The following is a 20856-nucleotide window of genomic DNA, read 5'->3' as shown; positions in this document are numbered from 1 at the left end:
GTATTGGTCACGGGTTTTGTAAACAATAGCGCCCGCGAAAAACGCGCTACCCGTTTATTGACCGAGATCCCCATGCCTTCGATCCCTTTCACTGTCGAACTGCTGCAAACCGGCCCCGACCAGGCTGAGCTGATCCGCAACCTGTATCAGTTCTATGCCTATGAGTCTTCGGACTGGGAGCAAGAGGATGTGGAAGTGGACGGCCGCTTCTACATCCACGAAGAGCACCTGATCCGCTACTGGCAGGAGCCGCAGTGGAGCGCCAACCTGATCCTGGTCGATGGCTTCATCGCTGGTTTCCTGTTGATCGAGCGAAGCGAGTTCGCGGCACTCAATGCCCTGGAGCTGGCCGACCTGTTCATCCTCAAGCGTTACCGGCGCAAAGGCATCGGCCGCGCGATCGCCAGCCAGGTGCTGATGAGCGGGGAGAGTGACTGGCTGGTGCGTTTCTATGACCAGGACGAAACCGCCCAGGCGTTCTGGCGCGCGGTGCTGGACAACCTGCCGCGGCCGGTGCGGACCATTGAACTGGATGACGAGCCTGAGCTGCTGAGTTATCTGGTCACGCGTGCGGTTCACTAAGCAGGGCCTTATCGCGGGGCAAGCCCGCTCCCACAGGGCTGCAGAAAATCCTGTGGGAGCGGGCTTGCCCCGCGATCAGACCGTCCGTCGCAGCGCCACATCAGCGCTGTTGACGGCGACGCGTGCGTGCTTGAATATTAATACATCGCATGCGATTAAATCGCTAGCGAGATAACTCAAGCAAATCCAGAGGAACTCCCCCATGAGCAAGATCGAAAAAGTCCTGTTGACCGGCAAAACCCACACCACCCTCAGTGTCGCCGGTACCACCGCGCGTGGCCTGAATATCCAGCTGTCGTCGCCGGGTGCCAGCAAGCCTGCCCACGAATTCAACGCCATTGCGCCGCACCCGACCGCCGAGCAACTGTTCTCCGGGGCATGGTCGGCCTGCTACATCGCGGCGGTGGAACTGGTCGCCAAGGAAATGAAAGTGGCCTTGCCAGAAGGTCTGGCGGTCGAGATCGAAGTCGACCTTGGTCAGACTGGCAAGGACTACTTCCTCCAGGCCCGACTGACTGCGCGCTTGCCCGGCCTGGACCCTGAAGTCGCCAACGCCCTGGTGCATGCTGCCGACCAGGTTTGCCCATACTCCAAGGCCACCCGCGGCAACATCGAGGTAACCTTGAAGGCGATCACCGAGTAACGCGACAGGTGGCCAAGCACCCGCTGTCTTGACATCGAAACGCCGGGAAAGGACTATCAGCTAAGTCGCATACGATTAAATCGCATGGGATATCAAGCGGGAGAGGCCAGGTGAACGTTTTATACGATCACCTGGCCGTCCCTCGTCCTGCTCTGGTCAACAAGGAATAGCCATGAAACCCACCGACACCGCGATGCCTGCCGGCCTGAAACTCTCGGAGTTTCTGTGTTTTGCCGTCTATTCGAGCAACCTTGCCTTCGGCAAAGCCTACAAGCCGAAACTTGAGCGATTGGGTCTTACCTACACCCAATACATCACCCTGGTTGCGCTCTGGGAGCAGGACGACCAGACCGTCGGCAGCCTCGGTGAAAAGCTGTTTCTCGAATCCAACACCCTGACGCCGATCCTGAAAAAACTCGAAGCCATGGGCTATGTGCAACGCCAGCGCGACCCGGAGGACGAGCGTCAGGTACGTATCCGGCTGACTGACGAGGGCAGGCAGTTGCGCGACGAGGGTTCGGACGTGGACCTCTTCGAAGCCACCGGCCTGAGCGCAGAAGAGTTCACCCAGGTTCAGCGGGCGGTGGTCAAGCTGCGCGACAACCTGATCCGCTCGTTCAAAGACAGGGAGTGACGAGCAGCGGATGAAGGCGGGTTGGCTTCGACGCTGGCCTTGTTATCCCACAACGCATCCACCGGCGAATAAGAGCTTTCGGCCGCTTGTTATTGCCGCTTGCAGCCCGGTTCAGAATTAAATTAATATTGAAAATAGTTATCAATTACAAAAATTGAATTGCCTCCCCATGAGCGAAATTCTGCCCGTCACCCACAACCACCTGCGCAATGTCGAAGCCCTCTACAGCGGCCATCACGGATGGCTGTACGCCAAGTTGCACAAACGGTTGGGCAACGCTCTGGATGCAGCCGATCTGGTCCAGGATACTTTCACGCGTATTCTGGCCTCCAACGTGTCTGTGTTTGACGAGCCACGTGCCTATTTGAGCTGTGTTGCCGGTGGCATACTCGCCAACTGGTGCCAGCGTAAATCACTGGAGCGCGCCTACCTGGCGGCCCTGGAGCACCTCCCCGCACCGCAGGCACCCTCACCGGAAACGCGTTTTCTGGTGCTGGAAACCTTGCATGAAATCGACGCCATGCTCGACAGCCTGCCCCCCCTGGTCAGGCGCACCTTTCTGTTGTCTCAGCTTACCGGCATGAAATATGAAGATATTGCCGAGCAGATCGGCGTGTCGCTGATTACCGTAAAACGCTACATGAAGCAGGCGTTCTTGCAGTGCCTGACCTTGGTGGCGTAGATGGCCGAAGCCCCGCCCTCTGATGTGATCGACCCTGTTGCCCTCGATGAGGCTGCTGAATGGCTGATGTGCCTCAGTGCTGGCGACGCTACCGATGCCCAGCGGGCTGACTGGTTGATCTGGCGAAGTAGCAGTCCCGAGCGTGAGCGCGCCTGGCGCCGTGCCGAGTTACTGATGAGTAAATTCGGCGGGTTGCCGCCCGCGATCTCGATGTCTGCGCTGGATCGTCCAGCGGACCCCGGGCGGCGTGCAGCGATTACCCGACTGGCGATGTTGCTTGCGCTGGCGCCGGTCAGTTGGGCGGGCTGGAAGTTGACCGACCAGCAAGGCTGGGTGGCCGACTATCGCTCGCGCATGGGTGAGTGTCGGGAACTTACCCTTGCGGATGGCACGCAGGTTTTCCTCAATACCGATTCGGCGATCGATGTGCGCTTCGATGCAGACCAGCGCTTTATCCGGTTGTTGCGAGGCGAAATTCTGGTCCAGACCGCTGCCGATATCCTGGTACCGTCCCGGCCGCTGCGGGTCGGCACCCACGAAGGGCGAATGCAAGCGTTGGGCACCCGCTTTTCCGTGCGCGAGGCAGACGGGCGTACGTACCTGGCAGTACTCGAAGGTGCAGTGCGGGTTGAGCCGGTCAACGCTGCGTACGCTGAACCTTTGGTGGTGCAGGCGGGTGAGCGCACGGACTTCGATACACGCGCGACCGGTTCGGTGACAGCGGTGGACAGATCCATCACCGCCTGGGTCCAGGGCATGCTGCTGGCAGACAAGATGAGGCTGGAGGATTTTGTCGCGGAGCTGGCGCGTTACCGGCGCGGCTTCGTGCGTTGCGATCCGGCCATTGCCAACCTACGGGTGTCGGGGGCGTTTCCGATCAACGACCGGCAGCGCACACTGAACATGCTCGTCTCGACCTATCCGGTGGAGGTCACCTCGCACATGAACGGTTATTGGACCCTGCTATCGGCGCGTTAAGTCGAAAAATATTTCACCAGGGGTGATACTTTTTTTCGTCTCGGCTGGCAATAGGAGTGAAAAGCACTTTTATTCAGCCTAAAGGATCCACCCCTCATGTCTGTTGTAAGTCGTCCTCGTGGTGAACGTACGTTAGTAACGGCTGTTCGTACCGCAATGCTGAGTTTTGCGTTGGTCACAGGAAGCGCCAACTCTTGGGCCGCAGTCCCTCAGCAACTGGATGCTGTCGCCTCCAAAGCCTACGACATTCCGGCAGGTCCATTGGGGCAGACATTGTCGAGCTTTGCCATGGCGTCCGGCATTGCCTTGTCGTTCGAGCCGGCGCTGACCGAAGGACTGCACAGTCCGGGCCTGTCCGGAACCTATACACCGCGCGAAGGCGGTGCGCGCCTGTTGGCGGGCAGCGGTCTCGAGCTGATCGAACGCACAGACGGCACCTACACGCTCGTCAAGCAACCCGTTGGTAGTGCTGACGGTTTGACCCTGGCCGCCACCAACATCGATGCTACCAGCAGCCGCGCCAGTGGCTTGCCGGAGGCTTATGCCGGTGGGCAGGTTGCCCGTGGCGGGCGTGTTGGCATGCTTGGCAACAAGGATGTGATGGACACGCCTTTCAGTGTGACCAGTTATACCGCCAAGACCCTGGCTGATCTGCAAACAGTGACTGTTGCCGACGCCCTGGAGCGCGACCCTTCGGTGCGTTCGACCGGGCAGACGGGTGGTATCGTCGATTCGTTTTTCATTCGCGGCTTTCCTGTTGGCGAAGGCAATCTGGGTGAACTGGCTTTCGACGGTGTCTATGGTGTGGCACCCAACTACCGTGTGTTTACCGAATACGCCGAGCGCGTCGAAGTGCTCAAAGGCCCTGGCGCCTTGATGTACGGCATTTCACCCAACAGCGGGGTAGGGGGCGTGATCAATATCGTTCCCAAGCGCCCGCTGGCCGAGGACCTCACCCGTTTTACCGCCAGCTACAGTTCGGACACCCAGGCGGGTGGCCATATCGATGTCAGTCGTCGTTTTGGTGAAGAGAAGGAATGGGGGGTACGTTTCAACGGCAGTGTCGCTCAGGGGGATACCGCCATTGATAACCAGGAAAGAGCATTGGATATCGGTGCCATCGCTCTGGATTATCAAGGCGAACGCCTGCGCCTGAACCTTGATTTCATCAGCCAGAAAGAAAAGTGGGATGCGGCCTCACGACCCTTTACTGTCGCCCCCGGTATTGATGTGCCTTCAGCCGCGAATGGCCGAACCAATTTGCCGCAAGATTGGGGGTGGTCCGAAACCCGGGAGCAGTCGGCACTGCTTGGCGGTGAGTACGACCTGAGCGACGCCGTAACGGTGTTTGCCCATGCCGGTGGCGGCAAGGCAGATGTCAAACGTATGTCGGATCAGGTGCCGCGAATCCTTAACGAAGCAGGCGACACCAGCAACATTCCTGGCTACTACAAATTCAACGTTGACCGCTCGACGGCTGATATCGGTATCCGGGCCATGTTCGACACTGGCCCGGTCAGCCATACGACCACGGTGATGGCGACCCGTTATCAGGACGAGTTGTCCAGGGGCATCAATAACGGCACGGCAATCATTTCCAATATCTATCACCCGATCGATGTACCCAAGCAATACATCAATGCCCCAAAAGTGCTGCGTATTTCCGAGTCGGAACTGTCGGGCGTGGCAGTCACCGACACGTTGTCGGTACTCGACGATCGGCTACAACTGACGTTGGGGGTGCGCCGACAAGACATCGAGTCGCGCAACTACAGTGCAACCGGCGCGGTAACCTCCCGCTATGACGATAGCGCCACCACACCAGTGGTGGGCGTAGTAGTCAAACCCTGGGAAAACGTCTCGCTCTACTACAACTATGTCGAGGGCCTGAGCAAAGGCGATATCGCACCGGCCACTGCCGCCAACTCCGGTGAGGCCTTTGCGCCCTATGAGTCCAAGCAACACGAACTGGGGGTGAAATACGAACAGGGTACGTTCATGACGACTCTGGCGCTGTTCCAGATCGAGAAGCCCAGCGGCGAGCTGGGAACGGACAATCTGTTTTCGGTCGAGGCAGAGCAACGTAACCGCGGGATAGAACTGAGCATGTTCGGTGAAGTCGCACCAGGTACCCGTCTTCTCGGTGGCGTGACACTGCTCGACGGTGAGCTGACGGACTCCGCTACTGCCGCTAACCGTGGCAATGAACCGGTGGGGGTGCCGGACGTACAGGCCAACCTCTGGGCTGAATGGGACACCCCCTGGGTCGAGGGCTTTACCCTCACCGGCGGGGCGATCTACACCGCTAGCCAGTACATCAACCAGGCCAACACGCAGGAGCTCGATGCCTGGACGCGCTTTGATGCCGGTGCCCGCTATGCCACCAAGATCGAAGGGCGGCCGACCACCTTCCGCGCCACGGTACAGAACGTTTTCGACCGAGAGTACTGGTCAGGCGTCGCATCCTATGGCGCCATTTCGCCTGGCTATCCGCGAGCCTTGCAGCTCTCGGCGACAGTCGACTTCTGAGTCGCGCAATACAGGTATGACAGGTTTTGCTAGCCGGTAACGCCAACGTTGATGTGTACAGCGTGAAGGCTCGTATCGAGAAATTTACGCTGCAGGCGCATCACGTCATCGTCGCCGTTATCGTTTGGTAAAACCTCTCAACAATGAACCCTTGACCTTGCAGCGCAGAGGCCTTCGTATTTGCTTTAAATGTAAAGTATTCGCATTTATACTGCGCCGTCACGCCTTCTTCCATGGCATTCGTTCCTCCCTTCGCGCAGGTCATCGTGCAGGTCGAGCCTCCCAAACCCACACTCCTGGCAGCATTGGTTCGGCATTATGACGAGCTGGTGGATCATGTTCGCCGACGTTTCGGCGAACGGGTCTTCGCTCGCGAGGTCGTACACGATTTGTGTCTGCAGTTGCTTGAGCAGGATGAAAAACAAGGTGTGCGCACCCCGGTGGCCTTGTTGCGCAAGATCGCCCACGATATCGCGATCAGCCGCTACCGAAGCGAGCGTCGACGCCAGGCCTGGATTGTCGGCGTGCCGGTATTGCCTGAAGTCGTCAGTGGCGCTCCGGGTCAGGAGCGTCATATTGACGGTGAACGCACCTTGGCGCTGCTGACTGATGCGATTGCCAATCTGCCACCGCGCTGCCAGATGGTGTTCGTGATGCACAAACTGCATGAACTGCCACAAGCCGAAGTGGCCGAACGCCTGGGCATTTCCCTCAAAACCGTAGAAAAGCACCTGCGCCTGGGTATGAGCGTTTGCCGAGAACACCTGGGTACGGAGCTACTACCATGAGTCGCAACTCGCAAAAACCCAAGGATTACCGCCAGGAAGACGAGGCTATTGCCCGGTTTCGTGAGGACCTCAAGCAGCGTTTTCCGCTGCCCCCTTCAGCGCCAGCCAAGAACAAGCGCGGAGCAGGAAAAGCGCTTGGGTTGTTGCTGTTGGCAATCGCTGCTGGCGCGGTCTGGTTCGACCCCGCCTACCGCGGTCAGCACATTGCCAGCGAAGTTGGTCAGCGCCAGGCGCTGCAGCTGGCCGATGGCAGTGAGGTGCTGCTCGACAGCGACAGCGCAATAACGATCAGCTGGCACCTGCGCTCTCGTCAGGTTGAGTTGAACCGAGGGCAGGCGCTGTTCCAGGTCTCGCCAATGGTGTATCGCCCGTTCCTGGTCGATGCCGGAGGGGCAGGGGTGCGCGTGGTCGGCACCCGCTTCAACGTCAATCGGTATGAGCAGGATGTGCAGGTCACCGTGGCTGAAGGCAAGGTAGCCGTCCGGGGGCGCGCCGCCGATACGGTTGCGCTGCTCGAACCCGGCCAGCAATTGCGCGTGCGACAGGGCATCCCGGGTCAGGTGACGCAGGTCAGCGCCGAGGATGTCAGTGCCTGGAAAGACAGCCGCCTGGTGTTTGAAAGTACCCCGCTGGCCGAGGTCATCGGCACGCTCCAGCGCTACCACCGCCAGCCAATCACGCTCATGGACCCGAGTATCGCCCGGTTGCCGGTATCCGGTGTGTTTGACAGCGACCACGTTGACCGCCTGCTGGCGCTGTTGCCTGGCATCCTGCCGGTGAGCGTTGCCACCGCGGCCGATGGTGCGGTGCTGATCAAATCGCGCGACACGAAAAAATAATCGTCGACCGAGGTAGGGTTACGCGGCTGTGCTGACGGCTATCTCCATGCAACCTTACTTTGTGGAGAATAAAAACGTGAGTCAGCCCTTCCTGCGTGCACCTGTGCGCCTGTCCTTGGCGACCTGCAGCCTGCTGCTCAGCCAATGGTCGCTGGCGCAATCTGCACCGGTCGATTTCGATGTTCCAGCCACTTCGCTGGAGAAGTCCCTCAATGCCGTCGCGCGCCAATCGTCGGCACAGATCCTGTTTGCCAGTGACGTCACTGCCGGCAAGACTGCGCCTGCTCTGAAGGGTCGCTATACCTTGCAGGAAGCGCTTGAACGGCTGCTGGGCAAGAGCGGGCTGACCGCCCAGGAGCGTGATGAACACACCTACCTGGTGGTACCGGGCACGTCTGCGCCAGTCACCGAAGCGGCTACTAGCGGATCTGCAGCAGTGGAGCTGGCCAGCCTGGAAATCAGCTCGTCGCGTCTGAACAGCGACCTGGTACCGCAAGCCCGCCAGGTGAATATCATCGAGCGCGAGCAACTGGAGCAACTGCGCCAGGGTTCCGATGGCCTGGCCACCTTGCTGGCCAAGAGCATTCCCGGCATGGCTGACTCCAGCCGCACCATCACCGACTACGGCCAGACACTGCGCGGACGTACGATGCTGGTGCTGGTCGATGGCGTTCCGCTCAACACCAACCGCGACTCCTCGCGCAACCTGGCGAACATCGACCCGGCACTGATCGAGCGCATCGAAGTGATCCGCGGCAGCAGCGCCATTTATGGTGCCGGTGCAACCGGTGGCATCATCTCCATCACCACCCGCCCGGCCGGTGGTGAACCGCGTGCGCAGACCAGCTTGACCGCCGTATCGCCCCTGAGCCAACTGGACAGTGACGGCCTTGGCGGCCAGTTGCAGCATCACCTGTCCGGTTCCCAGGGCCAGGTCGATTACGCCCTGGACTTCGGCGCCCGACACATTGGCGCCTCCTATGACGCCAACGGGCACCGCATTGCGCCAGAGCCCAGTCAGGGCGATCTGTTCGACTCCAACACGTACAACATTGGCGGCAAATTGGGGTTGCGCATCGATGATGTTCAGCGCATCCAGCTGTCTGCCAGCCACTACAACGCCGAGCAGAACTCCGACTATACCTCCGACCCCTCTGTCGCCAAGCTCCCGCCAGGTTCGGTGCCGGCAAGGCCGCTGTCCGGCCTGTCGCTGGACGAGCAGAACCAGATCAAGAACACGCTGCTGAACCTTGAATACGCGCACACCGACATCCTCGGCGGCACGCTGAATGCGCAGCTCTACTACCGGGACTACTTCACCCGCTTCACGCCTTTTGATGCGCGGGCGGTCGCTACGCGCGGGCGCAATGTCGATCAGGTGATGCAAAACAGCGAAGTGTTCGGCAGTCGGGTCACCCTGCGCACCCCGCTTGGTAGCCAGGGTAATACCGAGCTGCTGTGGGGCGCTGACTTCAACCAGGAGCGCAGCGACATGCCCATCGACATCTTCGATCCGCAGGTCTACGACGCGAGCGGCGGCAGGGTGTTCGACAAGATCGGCAAGCTGACTTATATGCCCGACCTGACCACGCGCAGCGTCGGAGGCTTTGCGCAGCTCCAGCACAAGTTCAACGATCAATGGTCGATGGAAGGCGGTGTGCGTTACGAGTACGCCACCGCCGAATACGATGACTTCATCCCGCTGTCGGAGTCGACAACTGCCCAGCCGGCCACTGTCCAGGGCGGCGAGGTGCATTACGATTCGGTACTGTCCAACCTCAGCGTGACTTACTCGCCGGTGGCGGGCCAGGAAATCTATGCGGCGTTCAGCCAGGGCTTCCAGTTGCCCGATATTGGCGTGCAGCTACGCAATGCCCGCCGTGGCTTCGATATCGACTCTTCGAATCTGGAACCGGTGAAAACCAACAATTACGAGCTGGGCTGGCGCGGTGCGTTGGGCGAGCAGACCCTGGCGTCGTTGGCGCTGTTCTACACCACCTCGAAACTCGGGGATGTGCAGAGCTTCAACAACGGCTTGATCCTGACGCGCACCAAAGAGCGGATCTATGGTGTCGAAGGCAGCACCGACTGGCTGACCGACGATGAGCGCTGGGGCGCCGGTGGCACCTTTACCTGGATGAAAGGCCGGGAACAGCCGGACGGTGGTGACTGGCAGGACATGACCGGGTATCGCATCCCGCCACTCAAACTGACTGCTTACGTACAGTTCAAACCCAGCGACGTTTGGAGCAACCGTGTGCAAGCCACCTATTTTGACGGTGATGACTATCGTCTGAACGGCGTTGCCAGCTTCGGTCGACGCAAGGTCGATGGCTACACCACCGTAGACCTGATCAGCCAGTACCAACTGAGCGAAGACGACCAGGTCAGCGTAGGTATCCAGAACCTGTTCAATCGCAGCTACTACCCGCTCTACAGTCAACTGATGCGTAACAGCAACAACACCAGCCACCTGCCAGCGCCTGGCACCGTGCTGACAGCAACTTACACACACCAGTGGTAATAGGCGAAAGCTCGCCTGGCCTGCGCGTTACCCCTGTTGCTGGCTGGCGAGTTGTTCATACAACTGCGCATGTAATCTGGCAGCCTCAATTGCCGATGAGGCCAGTTTTATATGCGTTTGTTACGCACAAGCAAGGTTGTTACTTATCGCTGACGCATGCTGAAACAGTACCGCCAAGTCTCAACTATCGGTACCCGGCACAGTTTCAACTGTGTTGAAAACCTGCGCCGGTGACCTGCTGTCCAGATGTACCGGTGCGGCTTGTAACGCCAGTCGACCAAAAAAGGCCAGGGCAGTTACCCAGGTGGTCAGCCAGACAAAAATACCGGCCCAGAATGTATGCGACATGTAGTGCCAGCCTTGCAGTACCCGGGTTGTTCCGTAGACGAAACCGATCAGCAGGATAGCCGCCAGAAGTTTGCGCGCATGTAGCCAGCGGTGGCGCAGGGCTACAAAATACAGGGCCAATAGTGTGAAGCCACTGGAGGCGTGGCCCCCAGGCCAGCAACGGCCGTCCTCGGCCTTTTCCAGCAGGTTGAAGTTGCTAAACCACTCCAGATGCGGATGCGGCCCACCATACAGCGTGGTCTCTACGGGACAATACACACCGGTGTGGCTCTTCAGGTAGTGGATCACCCCGGTGGACAAGGCGAAGGCAACGATGATGAACAGGAAGTCACGGCGATAGCGTGTGGTAAAACGCAAGACCGGTGCGATCCGGGTCGCGACCAGCAGACGGGTCAGAGGCGCTTCGGGGGTGCCGGCAACACGGGGCCATACGAACGATAACAGCGCACCGATGATCGACAACTCGCCTGTCCAGTCAGGCAATATCCTGGGCCACTTGTGCGTGACCTTTTCAAACCATTGGTCATGCAATAACGGGAATTGTCCCGTCGCTGGGTCAAGCAGCATATTGCTGATCAAACGGTCCGCTTCTGTGAGGTCAAAGAGCACAAAGACCGTTAGAGCCAACAGCAGCGGCAAGCCCAGATTGGCCAAATAAAAGCGGGCGCGAGAAGCGGGGTGCATGTTCAGTTCCCTGAGTGAATGATCGCAGCACAGAGTGACGGCACTGTAGGAAGCACGGTGTCGGAGATGGGTGAAATAAATGTAAAAAAAACCTAAGCAACCGCTTGTAGGTTCATGGAAACTCAATTCTCAAACCATGAACCCGCTTGGCCACGTTGGCGCGTTGCCTGCCAGCGCAACCCGCCAAGCCCTGGTCTTCCAGGCCAAACCATGAAAAAAGAGCAGGCGCAGCGATGGCCTGCTTTTTTTCGGCGGTGTGTCGGTCAGGAGAGCTGCGCAACTGCGCGCTCGTTGCGCGCTTTGAAGATCGAGGCCAGGGCAATCATCGCTAGCAGCACCCCGCCCAATACCAGAGACGAGCCGATAGTGCCGAAGTCCAGGCCACCTTTTTCATAAGGCTTGGTCAGGAAATCGCCAAGCGTTGCACCGAAAGGCCGGGTCAGGACGAATGCAGCCCAGAACAACAGTACTGGCGAGAGTTTGGTGAAGTAGCGGGCCAGCACCACGACCCCAATGGTTGACCCGATTAACAAGGCGCCCCCGGCAAATCCAAGGCCGGAATCATCTGCCAGGTAGTCTCCCAGTGCGGTACCCAGGGTGTTGGAAAACAGGATAGCCATCCAGTAGAAAATTTCGCCACGCAGGGTCTGGATCTTGTTCACGTTCAGCGAGTGGCCGCTCATGCGCCACAAGGCGAAGATGGCCAGCAGGATAGCGATCAGGATCATGGAGCCGGTGGCATAACCCAGCCCGAGGGTGCGATCCATGAAGTCGGACATGGTCGTGCCTGCGGTGCTGGTGGAAAGTATGACCATCCAGTAAAGGGCCGGATGATAGGCCTTGGAAAACAGTTGTGTTGCCAGGGTTAGCAGAAACACGCTGATCAGGATTAATGAGCTTATGGCATAGCCCACGTTGAGTGTCATTGACAGCAGGTCTCCTGCTGTTTCGCCCAAGGTCGTTGCGCAGATTTTCATGACCCAGAAGGCCAGGGTAATCTGTGGAAGTTTGTTCATTCGATCGGCCGCTCCACAATTGTTTGATGTGGCCGCCCTTCATTAAGGCGAACCAGTTTCATAAGCAATACGGCGCGCAGAGTGGATTTCGTTCGGTAAAAAATAGGTTAATCAATTATCAAAAAAACATTGCAACGACCATGCAATGAATATCAGGGTCCTAGGGAAACCTGGCGCCTCTGTCCTCCCGCGTGGTTCTTCGACCGCAGGTTCAGCCCGGGCACCGGGCAAAAGCGGCTACGCTACATACGCAAAGGGCGGTATGGCACACCGTCGAGGCGAAGTTGAAGTGTCAGACGGCTGCGGGGCAGCACCGCTCCAGCGCAGGGAAGAAACCAGACGGCAGGGTTCATGAGCAAGTTGCGTCCTTTATCCATTGGCCTGCGCGGCCTGATTCTGCTGCTTGTGCTGTTGGCGGTCATGGCCACGCTGGGCAACAGCTTGTGGGTGGCCTACGGTGTGCAACGCGATGCGCTGGTGCATTCGGCGCTGCAGGCCAATCAAGCCTATACCTCCAAGGTGGCTTCCAGCATTGGCCAGTTTCTCAAGTCCGCACACAGCCGCCTGAGCTACAGCAGCCAGATACTGGGCCGCAACTTCAATGATCCGCAGCTGCTCAGGGAAGAAGCTGAGCGCTTGCAGGCCGAAGACCATGCCTTCAACGCCGTGCTAATTGTCGATGCCAACGGCAAGGCCTTGCAGATCTACCCGGACAAAGCGCAGATCATCGGCACTACCTTGAGCTCCGAAGAAGTCCGGCAAGCGCTGCAGGAGCGGCGCCCGCTGGTCAGCCATGCCTATGTGAGTGCGGCAGACAACCTGATCGTATTCATCTCGCAACCGGTGTTCACCCCGTCAGGCCAGTTTCTCGGCATCATTGGCGCGTCGATCTTTATCCGCGAGCAGGGCATATTGCACACCTTGATCGGTAGTCACTATCACCAGGACGGTACCTTTGCCTTCGTCGCCGATGAGAACCGGCGCCTGTTGTACCACTCTGACCACCGTAGAATCGGTGAAGTGGTAACCACCAGCGCAACGGTCGATGCGGCGCTGCGCGGCGAGCACGGTTCGATGGAGGCCATCAACTACCGCGGCATTCCCATGCTCGCAGGCTACGCCCAGGTACCCGACGCCAATTGGGCAGTGGTTGCGCAACAACCTCGCGAGCAAGCGTTGGCGCCATTGGGGCAACTGTTGCGTGACATGTTCATCAAAGTCATACCCGCCGGCCTGGTAGGGCTGCTGGTGATCTGGCTGGCTACCCTGCTTATTACCCGGCCGTTGCGGCAACTGGCGCACAGCGCGGAACAACTCTCGGCACCGCAGACCACCGAGCAACTGCAAGCCATCAATGGCTGGTACGCAGAGGCGGCGGCCATCCGCCGGGCGCTGCTGGCCGGGGTGCAGCTATTGCAGCAGAAGCTCGGCCACCTCAGCCATCAAGCCCAGAGCGACCCCTTGACCGGCCTGGCCAATCGCCGCGCCATGTCGGCGGCGTTGGAGGCTCTGACCCTGGCACAGCGCGAGTACGCAGTGCTGGCTTTGGATATCGATCATTTCAAGCGGGTCAACGACACCTTCGGCCATGATGTCGGCGACGAAACCCTCAAACAGGTGGCGGCGATCATTACGCAGGGCTGCCGGGAAGACGATCTGGCGTGCAGGGCTGGCGGCGAGGAGTTTGCGCTGATACTGCCGGAAGCCGACGTGCAGGCAGCCCGTGACATTGCCGAGCGTATCCGCCAGACCATTGCCACGACCCAGATAACCCCGTCCGGGGCACTGACCATTTCCATCGGGGTCGCCTGCCGAAGCGCTGAAACACCGAGCCCTGAGTCAATCCTCAAGCGCGCCGACGAGCACCTTTATCACGCCAAGCAGACAGGCCGTAACCGGGTGGTGGCATGACGATTGTGCCGGCTGTCGAGGTCGCTCAGAAGGTTGCCCAGCGGTGTCGGTGACTCGCCGCTGAGCTGGCATAGCATCGCGCTGATCTCCTCGCCATTGACCGTGCCCTGGGCATGCAGAAACTGTGCGACAGCGCTGACCATCGCCCAGTATCGATGTACCAGGCAGCTGGCACGGGCAATGGCCAGAGGCTCGGCGTCGAGTACCATGCGCGCCGGCAGCAGGCGGATCAATTCCATACTGCGCTGGTGGTCGCCGACACCGCTACGCTGCAGGCACCTGTCGACCGGGCAGTGTCTGTAGATCGCTTCGGCCATAGGGCCTGCGAAGCAATCCACCAGGTCGCGCTCAATGGCGCTGATCATCGAAGGCAGGTGTTCGGCGATGCCAGGCGGCTCGAAGGCGGGGAGCGGCACCAGGTAGTCGGCTTCGACCAGGCCCTTGACCGCCTGCAGGTTGCCACGCAGATCCACCATCGGGCCGATCAGTGCTTCGGCGCGGGTGCGTACGGTCACTCGCTTGATGCGCTGGCCATTCCACCAGAAGGCCAGGACGTGGCCTGCTTCATGGAAGGCAGTGCAGCGCGGGCGAGTGTTCATGATCCGGGCCTTGTTCGTGCAGGTCGCTGATCACACCATCTTCCTCCCGCCAGGGGTTCGTACAAGAGATTTTTACTATCAGCTGGCAAGAGTGCGGCTATGAGCGGGCGAGGAGAGGGGTTACGCCTCAAAACGCCCGTTGGCGTCTCGATCGCGCTGGTAGCGTCTGCTCAGTGCAAACGCCGGCAACCAGGATTCGCGGCGGATAATCCAGCTTTCGTAGGTGGGTATCAGTTGATCCGGGGCATCCAGAGAGCCCAGGTGCACTTCGATCTCGTCGGCGCTGTGGGCGAACACCGAGGAGCCGCAACGGGGACAGAAATGACGGCCGGCGTAGTGCTGCGTCTCGCCCTCGATGGTCACCGCATCCTGAGGGAATATGGCCGAGGCGTTGAACAGCGCACCATGATGTTTTCGGCAGTCCAGGCAGTGACAAAGGCCGACCCGATAGGGACGTCCCGAGGCCACGATTCGTACGTTGCCGCAGAGGCAACCGCCGGTGAACCGGTCCATGCTGCACCTCCTTTGAAACAGTACTGTTGCAACAGTAGCAGTGTGGGAGCGGGCTTGCCCCGCGATTGCGGTTTGTCAGTCGCATCGTATCGCGGGGCAAGCCCGCTCCCACAGAAGCCCGCTCCTACTGGGTCAAGCGAGTCCGGGCGGGTGCATGCAGGCGGCGAGGTCTTCGAGGAAGGCGTGCAGGATCGGTGGCGGTGAAACGCCGCGACGGGTGACGACATCGAACGGCGAGGTCAGGTCCAGCGCGCTGGCACCCAGGCGGCGCATCTCGCCGGTCTTGACCCACTGCTCGGCGAAGTGCACCGGCAGGAAGCCGATGTAGGCGCCGGAAATGATCAGGATCGCCGCTGCCTCGATGTTCTCGACGGTGGCAGCGGCCTTGGTCATGCCCAGTTGCTCCAGGTCGTACTCATTCATGTAACCGCGCACAACGATACGGCAGGCGCGAACGTCCTCGAGCAGTCGACCGTTCGAGGCCTTGCTGGCAAACAGCGGATGGCGGCGCCCACAGTAGAGTCCCAGGGCTTCGTTGTAGAGCGGCAGGTAGGACAGCCCCGGTACCCGCAGGGGAAAGTGACCGATGGCCAGGTGCAGGCGACCGTCCAGCACGCGTTCCTCCAGCTCCGCGGGGGCGCCGATGTAGATGTGCAGATGAGCGTCGTGGCCGCGCGAGACAAAACGCTGGGTGGTACGCGGTAGCGGCGAGTCGGGGTCGGTCAGGGTGGAGTCGATGATGCCCAGGTTGAGCTTGCCGCTGATGTGCTGTTTGAGCACGTCGGCGTCCAGGCAGAAGCTCTCCACCGCGCTGAGCAGGCGCAGGGTCGCCTCATGGATCGCCACGCCTTGCTCGGTGAGGCGAAAGCCGCTGCGCCCGCGCTGGCAAAGCTTGACCCCGAGGCGGGTTTCCAGGTGCGTCATCTGCTCACTGATCGTCGACTGGCCAGCGTTCAGCGCGGCCTGCGCGGCGGAAAAGCCACCGCACCTGACAATGGTGGTGAAAACCCTGAGCAGTTTCAGGTCGACATCGTGGAGCTGGATCACCATGGCCTCCCGGTCGGGCGTCACATCGTGGCGGCTGATATGAACGCACGGGCATTGTTGTTTTTTCCAAGCTAACCATGTGCGTGTTTCAACCGCAATGCCTGGCGTTTCGAAATACAGCCAGGTCGCAGTGGCGCTGTTTTGCTGGCGACTGACATCTGTACGGATACTTCGGCTCCGGCGATGTATGCATCTGCACTTGCGCATTTTTCCCTGACCGGCCTGCCGCCATAGTGGCTGCAACGGTGGTCGAGCAGTCGCCCCGTCTCCTGACCAGAACAATAACGTGGAGAAACTCGAACATGGCAAAGCACGGTTATGAATCCGGCCGTCTGAACCTGCCCTTCGTGGGCCATTGCACTTTCGCCAAGTCACCCATTTGCACCGACTGGGCTGCCATCAATGCCGACGTGGCGATCCTTGGCGCGCCCAATGACATGGGTACCCAATGGCGCTCCGGGGCCCGTTTCGGACCTCGCGGCATCCGCGAGGCATCGACGCTGTTCTCCTTCGGCCATGCCGGCGCTTACGACTTCGAAGATGACGCCACCTACCTGACCGAAGACCAGTTGCGCATGGTCGATGTCGGCGATGCCGATATCGTTCACACCGACATGGAAAGCAGCAACGCCAACATCGAATCGGCCGTGCGCCAGATCCTCGCGGCAGGTGCCATGCCGGTGGTGCTGGGCGGTGACCACTCGATCCACGCCCCGGTGATCAAGGCCTTCGAAGGGCGCGGGCCGATCCACATCGTGCATTTCGATGCGCACCTGGACTTCGTCGATGAACGCCACGGCGTGCGCTACGGCCACGGCAGCCCGCTGCGCCGCGCCTCGGAGCTGGACCATATCGTCGGCATGACCCAGATGGGCATCCGCAACGTGTCTTCCTCCAACCGCGACGACTACGATGCCGCCCGCGAAGCCGGCTCACAGATCCTCTCGGTGCGCGATGTACGCCGCCTGGGTCTTGAAGGTGTGATGGCGAAGATCCCCGAGGGCCGCGACTACTACATCACCATCGACATCGACGGTTTCGACCCGTCCATTGCCCCGGGCACCGGTACACCGAGCCATGGCGGTTTCTACTACTACGAAGTGCTGGAAATCATCCAGGCCCTGGCCCGGCGCAGCCAGGGCCGGATCGTCGGCATGGACCTGGTGGAAGTGGCGCCGGCCTACGACCCGGCCGGTGTCACCTCGATCCTCGCCGCGCAACTGCTGATGAACAGCATCGGCTTCATCTTCCACGCGCGCGCCAACGCCCGCTGATCCGGAGAATCCCAGTGGACAACAAGGTTAAAGCCTACCTGCAGGCCTTCGGTGTTTCCGAGGCCACCCAGCGTTTTCTCTGCAAACCCCAGCGCATGTTCATCGGTGGGGCGTGGCTTGAGGCCAGTGACGGTGCCAGCGCCGAGGTTATCGAGCCGTCCACCGAGGGCGTGCTGACGCGCATCCCGATGGGCACTGCTGAAGACCTGGACCGTGCCGTGCGTGCCGCGCGTGCACAGTTCGATGGCGGCCCCTGGAGCCAGCTCAAGCCGCTGGAACGCGAACGCCTGATTCATCGTCTGGCCGACCTGATCGACGCCAATGCCGAGGAGTTGGCGCAGATCGAGTCCATCGACATGGGCAAGTCGGTCGTCCAGGCGCGCGCCGTGGATATCCAGGGCACCGTCGATACCCTGCGTTACTTCGCCGGCTGGGCCAGCAAGATTCATGGCCGCACGGTCGAACCCTCGCTGCCCGGCAATTACCTGGCCTACACCCGCAAGGAAGCGGTGGGCGTGGTCGGCGCCATCGTGCCGTGGAACTTCCCGTTGCAGACCATGGCCTGGAAGCTTGGTGCGGCGCTGGCTACCGGTTGCACCGTGGTGGTCAAACCGGCAGAACTGACTTCGCTTTCAGCCCTGCGTTTTGCCGAGCTGGTCCAGGAAGCGGGCATTCCCGACGGCGTGCTGAACATCGTCAGCGGGCGCGGCAGCGTGGTCGGCACGGCGATGTCCAGCCACCCGGGCATCGACAAGCTGAGCTTTACCGGCTCCACCCCGGTGGGTTGCTCGGTGGGTAAGACGGCGATGGACCAGATGAAACGCCTGACCCTCGAACTTGGCGGCAAGTCGCCGGTGATCGTGTTCGCCGACGCCGATATCGAGGCGGCGGCCGAGGCGGTCGCCAACGGTGTGTTCTTCAACTCCGGGCAGGTCTGCGATGCCGGTACCCGCGCCTATGTCGAGCGCAGCGTCTATCCCGAGTTCCTCGCCGCGCTGGCCAGGTACACGGCCACCCTGAAGATCGCTCCGGGCCTGGATCCGGACTGCTTTATCAGCCCCATGGTGTCGCGTCAGCAACAGCAGCGGGTGCTGGAGTACATCGAGCTGGGCAAGGCCGAAGGGGCGCAGCTGTACTACGGTGGCGAGCCGGTCGAGGGCCCGGGCTTCTTCGTGCAGCCGACGATCTTCGCCGACTGCAACAACGACATGCGCATCGTGCGCGAGGAGATTTTCGGCCCGGTCCTGGTGACCGCTGCGTTCGACACCCAGGAGCAGGCACTGGCGCTGGCCAACGATTCGGCGTTCGGCCTGGCGGCGGCGATCTACTCCAATGACCTGGGCCGGGTCCACGGGCTGATTCCGCAGCTGCGGGCCGGCACGGTCTATGTCAACGCCCATAGCACCCTGGACCCGTCCATGCCGTTCGGTGGCTACAAGCAATCGGGCTATGGCAAGGACATGGGCGCCGAACAACTGGAGTTTTTGCTGGAGACCAAGGCGGTCTGGATCACCTTGCCCTGAGGCACAGGGCAAACCTGCGTCGCTGACGGTTGGCGGGCGGCGCAGGTTTCACATGCATCGTATTTCAAGAACAAGAACCTATCGAGGTGATGCCCATGAACAGCCAAGTGGATGTAGAGCGTGCGCAAGACCTGGACAGGCGCATACGCGCCTATGAAGAACTGGAGAGCAGGGCGGACTGGCCCGGCGCATTGAGCGCTGGCGATTTCATTGCGCTGACCCTGCTGACGCTGGTGATGGTTGCCGGGGCTTACTTTCTGGGGGGCCATCCATGAGCCAGTCCAGAGAGCAGGAATTTCGCCTGAGCGCCGAACGTGGCGATACGCCGTTGTTGCCCAGCGAGCGGGTGTGGGGCTTCTGGGGCTTCGCCTATGCCAACTCGGCGTTGGCGGTGGCCACCTGGGTGTTCCTGATCGGCGGCGCCACCGCGCTGTTCGTCGGGCCGTTGCAAGGCATCAGCGCAATCGTCATCGGTAACATCATCGGCGTGATTCTCGCCGCGTCGTCCACCTGCCTGCCGTGTGGCAAATACGGCGTCGAGCAGTTCACCTACCTGCGCAGCATGTTCGGCATCAACGGCAGCCGCCTGGTCTATGTGCTGTCGGTGGTGGTGCTGACCATGGGCTGGCTGGCGGTGCTGGGGCTGATGTGCGGGCGGGCGCTGGACAACCTGGAGACCCTGGTGCAGCACAGCCAGCCCGACGGCGACGGTTGGATGGTGACGGCGGGCGCTTTGTTAGCCATCGTCCTCGCGGCGCTGGTGGCCATGCGCGGGCCGGACATGATCCGGCGCTTGAGTGCGGTGATCGCGCCCAGCCTGATCCTGATCATGCTGGCGCTGATGTACTTCATTTCCCAGCGCTTCAGTTTCGCCGAATTGCTGGCCATGCCGCCGTTGCAGCCGCCGTTTGCCGATCAGCGCATCAACTTCATGATCGCCGTGGAAATCAACATCGCCGCCGGCTTCTCCTGGTGGCCGTACATCGGCAACCTGTCGCGTTTGTGCAGCAACCAGCGCACCGCCTTCTGGCCCAACCTGGTGGGCATCTTCGGTGCCGCCGCACTGGGCGAAACCGTCAGCCTGTTCGCCGCTTCCACCCTCGGCAGCAGCGACCCTACCGCCTGGATGCGTCTGGCCGGTGGCGTGGGCTTCGGCGTGGTGGCGTTGGGTTTCCTGGCGCTGGCCAACCTGACCGGCATGGTCAACATCCTCTACACCGCCGTCATCGGCCTGCGCCAGCTGGCCGGGGAGCGCTTGCGCAGCGTGCGCTGGGGGGTATTGATCGGGCTGTTCTGCGTGATTCCGGTGCTCATCGTGCTGTGCTTCCCGGGTATCTACGACGGCTTCTTCATCTTCCTGGTCTGGACCTCGGCGCTTAACAGTGCACTGGCCGGCATCGGCATCGCCGATTACTTCTTCCTGCGTCAGCAGCGCGTCAACCTGCGCCATGTCTATGCCGCCGAAGGCGCTTCTCCCGTGCGCTTTTGCAAAGGCTTCAACCCCATCGCACTGCTGGCGCTGGTGGCGGGGTTCGCGATCTACGTGGTGGTGTTCAACCCGCAGACGCTGGCCAACACCAGCTTCTTCACCTTCGCCACTGCATCGCTGCCGTCCTGCCTGCTGGCCGGGCTGGTTCACTACGGGCTGACCCGTCTGCTGGCCGCGCGGCTGGGCTGGGGCGCCTACTCCAAAGGCAATGAACGCAACATCGAGGCCGCAGGCTTCGGCGCAAAGGACTAAA

Annotated in this window: 20 protein-coding genes; 14 read left to right on the top strand and 6 right to left on the bottom strand. The window is 60.7% G+C overall.

Going from position 1 to position 20856, the window contains the following annotated elements:
- Window positions 1-72: 72 nt before the first annotated feature.
- From ACVI9W_RS01520 to ACVI9W_RS01495, 6 genes are all read left to right on the top strand, one after another.
- Window positions 73-582: a GNAT family N-acetyltransferase gene (locus ACVI9W_RS01520; protein WP_174446943.1), complete on the top strand. Its 510-nt coding sequence runs from the start codon at window positions 73-75 to the stop codon at window positions 580-582.
- Window positions 583-784: 202 nt separating this feature from the next.
- Window positions 785-1225 (top strand): Ohr family peroxiredoxin, encoded by a 441-nt coding sequence (locus tag ACVI9W_RS01515; protein ID WP_157192951.1) that lies wholly within the window; start codon window positions 785-787, stop codon window positions 1223-1225.
- A 172-nt stretch (window positions 1226-1397) separates the two neighbouring features.
- Window positions 1398-1859, top strand: coding sequence for a MarR family winged helix-turn-helix transcriptional regulator (locus ACVI9W_RS01510; protein WP_461528950.1), 462 nt, complete (start codon window positions 1398-1400; stop codon window positions 1857-1859).
- A gap of 169 nt (window positions 1860-2028) precedes the next feature.
- The gene (locus ACVI9W_RS01505; RefSeq protein ID WP_461528949.1) at window positions 2029-2541 is read left to right on the top strand and encodes a sigma-70 family RNA polymerase sigma factor; all 513 of its coding nucleotides are present in this window, start codon (window positions 2029-2031) and stop codon (window positions 2539-2541) included.
- Window positions 2542-3519: a FecR domain-containing protein gene (locus ACVI9W_RS01500; RefSeq protein ID WP_461528948.1), complete on the top strand. Its 978-nt coding sequence runs from the start codon at window positions 2542-2544 to the stop codon at window positions 3517-3519.
- 96 nt (window positions 3520-3615) lie between these two features.
- Complete coding sequence (locus ACVI9W_RS01495) at window positions 3616-6048, top strand: TonB-dependent siderophore receptor (RefSeq protein WP_461528947.1); 2433 nt, start codon at window positions 3616-3618, stop codon at window positions 6046-6048.
- Window positions 6049-6148: 100 nt separating this feature from the next.
- On the opposite strand, the gene ACVI9W_RS01490 is transcribed toward ACVI9W_RS01495, so the two are convergent.
- A complete protein-coding gene (locus ACVI9W_RS01490; RefSeq protein WP_461528946.1) occupies window positions 6149-6283 on the bottom strand; it encodes a hypothetical protein in 135 nt (44 codons plus the stop codon).
- On the opposite strand from ACVI9W_RS01490, the gene ACVI9W_RS01485 reads away from it, so the two are divergent.
- The 3 genes from ACVI9W_RS01485 to ACVI9W_RS01475 all read left to right on the top strand — a co-directional run bounded on the left by ACVI9W_RS01485 (window position 6282) and on the right by ACVI9W_RS01475 (window position 10199).
- Window positions 6282-6836 carry an RNA polymerase sigma factor gene (locus tag ACVI9W_RS01485; RefSeq protein ID WP_461528945.1) on the top strand — a complete coding sequence of 185 codons (555 nt, stop codon included), beginning with the start codon at window positions 6282-6284 and terminating at the stop codon, window positions 6834-6836. The genes ACVI9W_RS01490 and ACVI9W_RS01485 overlap by 2 nt on opposite strands.
- Window positions 6833-7675: a FecR family protein gene (locus ACVI9W_RS01480; protein ID WP_461528944.1), complete on the top strand. Its 843-nt coding sequence runs from the start codon at window positions 6833-6835 to the stop codon at window positions 7673-7675. Before ACVI9W_RS01485 ends, ACVI9W_RS01480 begins: the two co-directional genes overlap by 4 nt.
- A 91-nt stretch (window positions 7676-7766) precedes the next feature.
- Window positions 7767-10199 (top strand): TonB-dependent receptor, encoded by a 2433-nt coding sequence (locus ACVI9W_RS01475; protein WP_461531776.1) that lies wholly within the window; start codon window positions 7767-7769, stop codon window positions 10197-10199.
- Between the two features lie 180 nt (window positions 10200-10379).
- Here ACVI9W_RS01475 and ACVI9W_RS01470 read toward each other — a convergent pair whose 3' ends face one another.
- Both ACVI9W_RS01470 and ACVI9W_RS01465 read right to left on the bottom strand, forming a co-directional pair.
- The gene (locus ACVI9W_RS01470; protein WP_461528943.1) at window positions 10380-11231 is read right to left on the bottom strand and encodes a phosphatase PAP2 family protein; all 852 of its coding nucleotides are present in this window, start codon (window positions 11229-11231) and stop codon (window positions 10380-10382) included.
- Window positions 11232-11494: 263 nt separating this feature from the next.
- Window positions 11495-12247 (bottom strand): COG4705 family protein, encoded by a 753-nt coding sequence (locus ACVI9W_RS01465; RefSeq protein WP_461528942.1) that lies wholly within the window; start codon window positions 12245-12247, stop codon window positions 11495-11497.
- 351 nt (window positions 12248-12598) lie between these two features.
- Between ACVI9W_RS01465 and ACVI9W_RS01460 the strand changes: the two genes are divergently transcribed.
- On the top strand, window positions 12599-14158 hold the full coding sequence (locus ACVI9W_RS01460) for a sensor domain-containing diguanylate cyclase (protein ID WP_461528941.1): 1560 nt from the start codon (window positions 12599-12601) through the stop codon (window positions 14156-14158).
- Here ACVI9W_RS01460 and ACVI9W_RS01455 read toward each other — a convergent pair.
- The 3 genes from ACVI9W_RS01455 to ACVI9W_RS01445 all read right to left on the bottom strand — a co-directional run bounded on the left by ACVI9W_RS01455 (window position 14119) and on the right by ACVI9W_RS01445 (window position 16317).
- On the bottom strand, window positions 14119-14757 hold the full coding sequence (locus ACVI9W_RS01455; RefSeq protein WP_461528940.1) for a hypothetical protein: 639 nt from the start codon (window positions 14755-14757) through the stop codon (window positions 14119-14121). The two genes, ACVI9W_RS01460 and ACVI9W_RS01455, sit on opposite strands and share 40 nt — an antisense overlap.
- Before the next feature lie 120 nt (window positions 14758-14877).
- Entirely contained in the window at window positions 14878-15270 is a 393-nt protein-coding gene (locus ACVI9W_RS01450; protein WP_461528939.1) for a GFA family protein, read from the bottom strand.
- A 132-nt stretch (window positions 15271-15402) separates the two neighbouring features.
- A complete protein-coding gene (locus ACVI9W_RS01445; protein WP_038616682.1) occupies window positions 15403-16317 on the bottom strand; it encodes a LysR family transcriptional regulator in 915 nt (304 codons plus the stop codon).
- 302 nt (window positions 16318-16619) lie between these two features.
- On the opposite strand from ACVI9W_RS01445, the gene speB reads away from it, so the two are divergent.
- From speB to ACVI9W_RS01425, 4 genes are all read left to right on the top strand, one after another.
- Window positions 16620-17591 (top strand): agmatinase, encoded by a 972-nt coding sequence (speB, locus tag ACVI9W_RS01440; RefSeq protein ID WP_038611730.1) that lies wholly within the window; start codon window positions 16620-16622, stop codon window positions 17589-17591.
- Window positions 17592-17605: 14 nt separating this feature from the next.
- Window positions 17606-19114: an aldehyde dehydrogenase family protein gene (locus tag ACVI9W_RS01435; RefSeq protein ID WP_461528938.1), complete on the top strand. Its 1509-nt coding sequence runs from the start codon at window positions 17606-17608 to the stop codon at window positions 19112-19114.
- A gap of 95 nt (window positions 19115-19209) precedes the next feature.
- Window positions 19210-19389 (top strand): hypothetical protein, encoded by a 180-nt coding sequence (locus tag ACVI9W_RS01430; RefSeq protein ID WP_038611724.1) that lies wholly within the window; start codon window positions 19210-19212, stop codon window positions 19387-19389.
- Window positions 19386-20855, top strand: coding sequence for a cytosine permease (locus tag ACVI9W_RS01425; protein ID WP_461528937.1), 1470 nt, complete (start codon window positions 19386-19388; stop codon window positions 20853-20855). The genes ACVI9W_RS01430 and ACVI9W_RS01425 overlap by 4 nt, the downstream gene beginning before the upstream one ends.
- Window position 20856: the final 1 nt, after the last annotated feature.

This window comes from Pseudomonas sp. 210_17 TE3656 (genome assembly GCF_054821965.1).
The sequence above is the reverse complement of the archived record's forward strand: the minus strand, read 5'-3'. Positions and strand labels throughout refer to the sequence as shown.

Bases quoted from the DNA above. Each gene is read 5' to 3' on its own strand.
- ACVI9W_RS01510 (WP_461528950.1), top strand. From the start codon at position 1,398: ATGAAACCCACCGACACCGCGATGCCTGCCGGCCTGAAACTCTCGGAG.
- ACVI9W_RS01455 (WP_461528940.1), bottom strand. From the start codon at position 14,757: ATGAACACTCGCCCGCGCTGCACTGCCTTCCATGAAGCAGGCCACGTC.
- ACVI9W_RS01450 (WP_461528939.1), bottom strand. From the start codon at position 15,270: ATGGACCGGTTCACCGGCGGTTGCCTCTGCGGCAACGTACGAATCGTG.
- ACVI9W_RS01515 (WP_157192951.1), top strand. From the start codon at position 785: ATGAGCAAGATCGAAAAAGTCCTGTTGACCGGCAAAACCCACACCACC.
- ACVI9W_RS01465 (WP_461528942.1), bottom strand. From the start codon at position 12,247: ATGAACAAACTTCCACAGATTACCCTGGCCTTCTGGGTCATGAAAATC.
- ACVI9W_RS01495 (WP_461528947.1), top strand. From the start codon at position 3,616: ATGTCTGTTGTAAGTCGTCCTCGTGGTGAACGTACGTTAGTAACGGCT.
- ACVI9W_RS01500 (WP_461528948.1), top strand. From the start codon at position 2,542: ATGGCCGAAGCCCCGCCCTCTGATGTGATCGACCCTGTTGCCCTCGAT.
- ACVI9W_RS01505 (WP_461528949.1), top strand. From the start codon at position 2,029: ATGAGCGAAATTCTGCCCGTCACCCACAACCACCTGCGCAATGTCGAA.
- ACVI9W_RS01520 (WP_174446943.1), top strand. From the start codon at position 73: ATGCCTTCGATCCCTTTCACTGTCGAACTGCTGCAAACCGGCCCCGAC.
- speB (WP_038611730.1), top strand. From the start codon at position 16,620: ATGGCAAAGCACGGTTATGAATCCGGCCGTCTGAACCTGCCCTTCGTG.
- ACVI9W_RS01485 (WP_461528945.1), top strand. From the start codon at position 6,282: ATGGCATTCGTTCCTCCCTTCGCGCAGGTCATCGTGCAGGTCGAGCCT.
- ACVI9W_RS01460 (WP_461528941.1), top strand. From the start codon at position 12,599: ATGAGCAAGTTGCGTCCTTTATCCATTGGCCTGCGCGGCCTGATTCTG.
- ACVI9W_RS01480 (WP_461528944.1), top strand. From the start codon at position 6,833: ATGAGTCGCAACTCGCAAAAACCCAAGGATTACCGCCAGGAAGACGAG.
- ACVI9W_RS01425 (WP_461528937.1), top strand. From the start codon at position 19,386: ATGAGCCAGTCCAGAGAGCAGGAATTTCGCCTGAGCGCCGAACGTGGC.
- ACVI9W_RS01470 (WP_461528943.1), bottom strand. From the start codon at position 11,231: ATGCACCCCGCTTCTCGCGCCCGCTTTTATTTGGCCAATCTGGGCTTG.
- ACVI9W_RS01490 (WP_461528946.1), bottom strand. From the start codon at position 6,283: ATGGAAGAAGGCGTGACGGCGCAGTATAAATGCGAATACTTTACATTT.
- ACVI9W_RS01430 (WP_038611724.1), top strand. From the start codon at position 19,210: ATGAACAGCCAAGTGGATGTAGAGCGTGCGCAAGACCTGGACAGGCGC.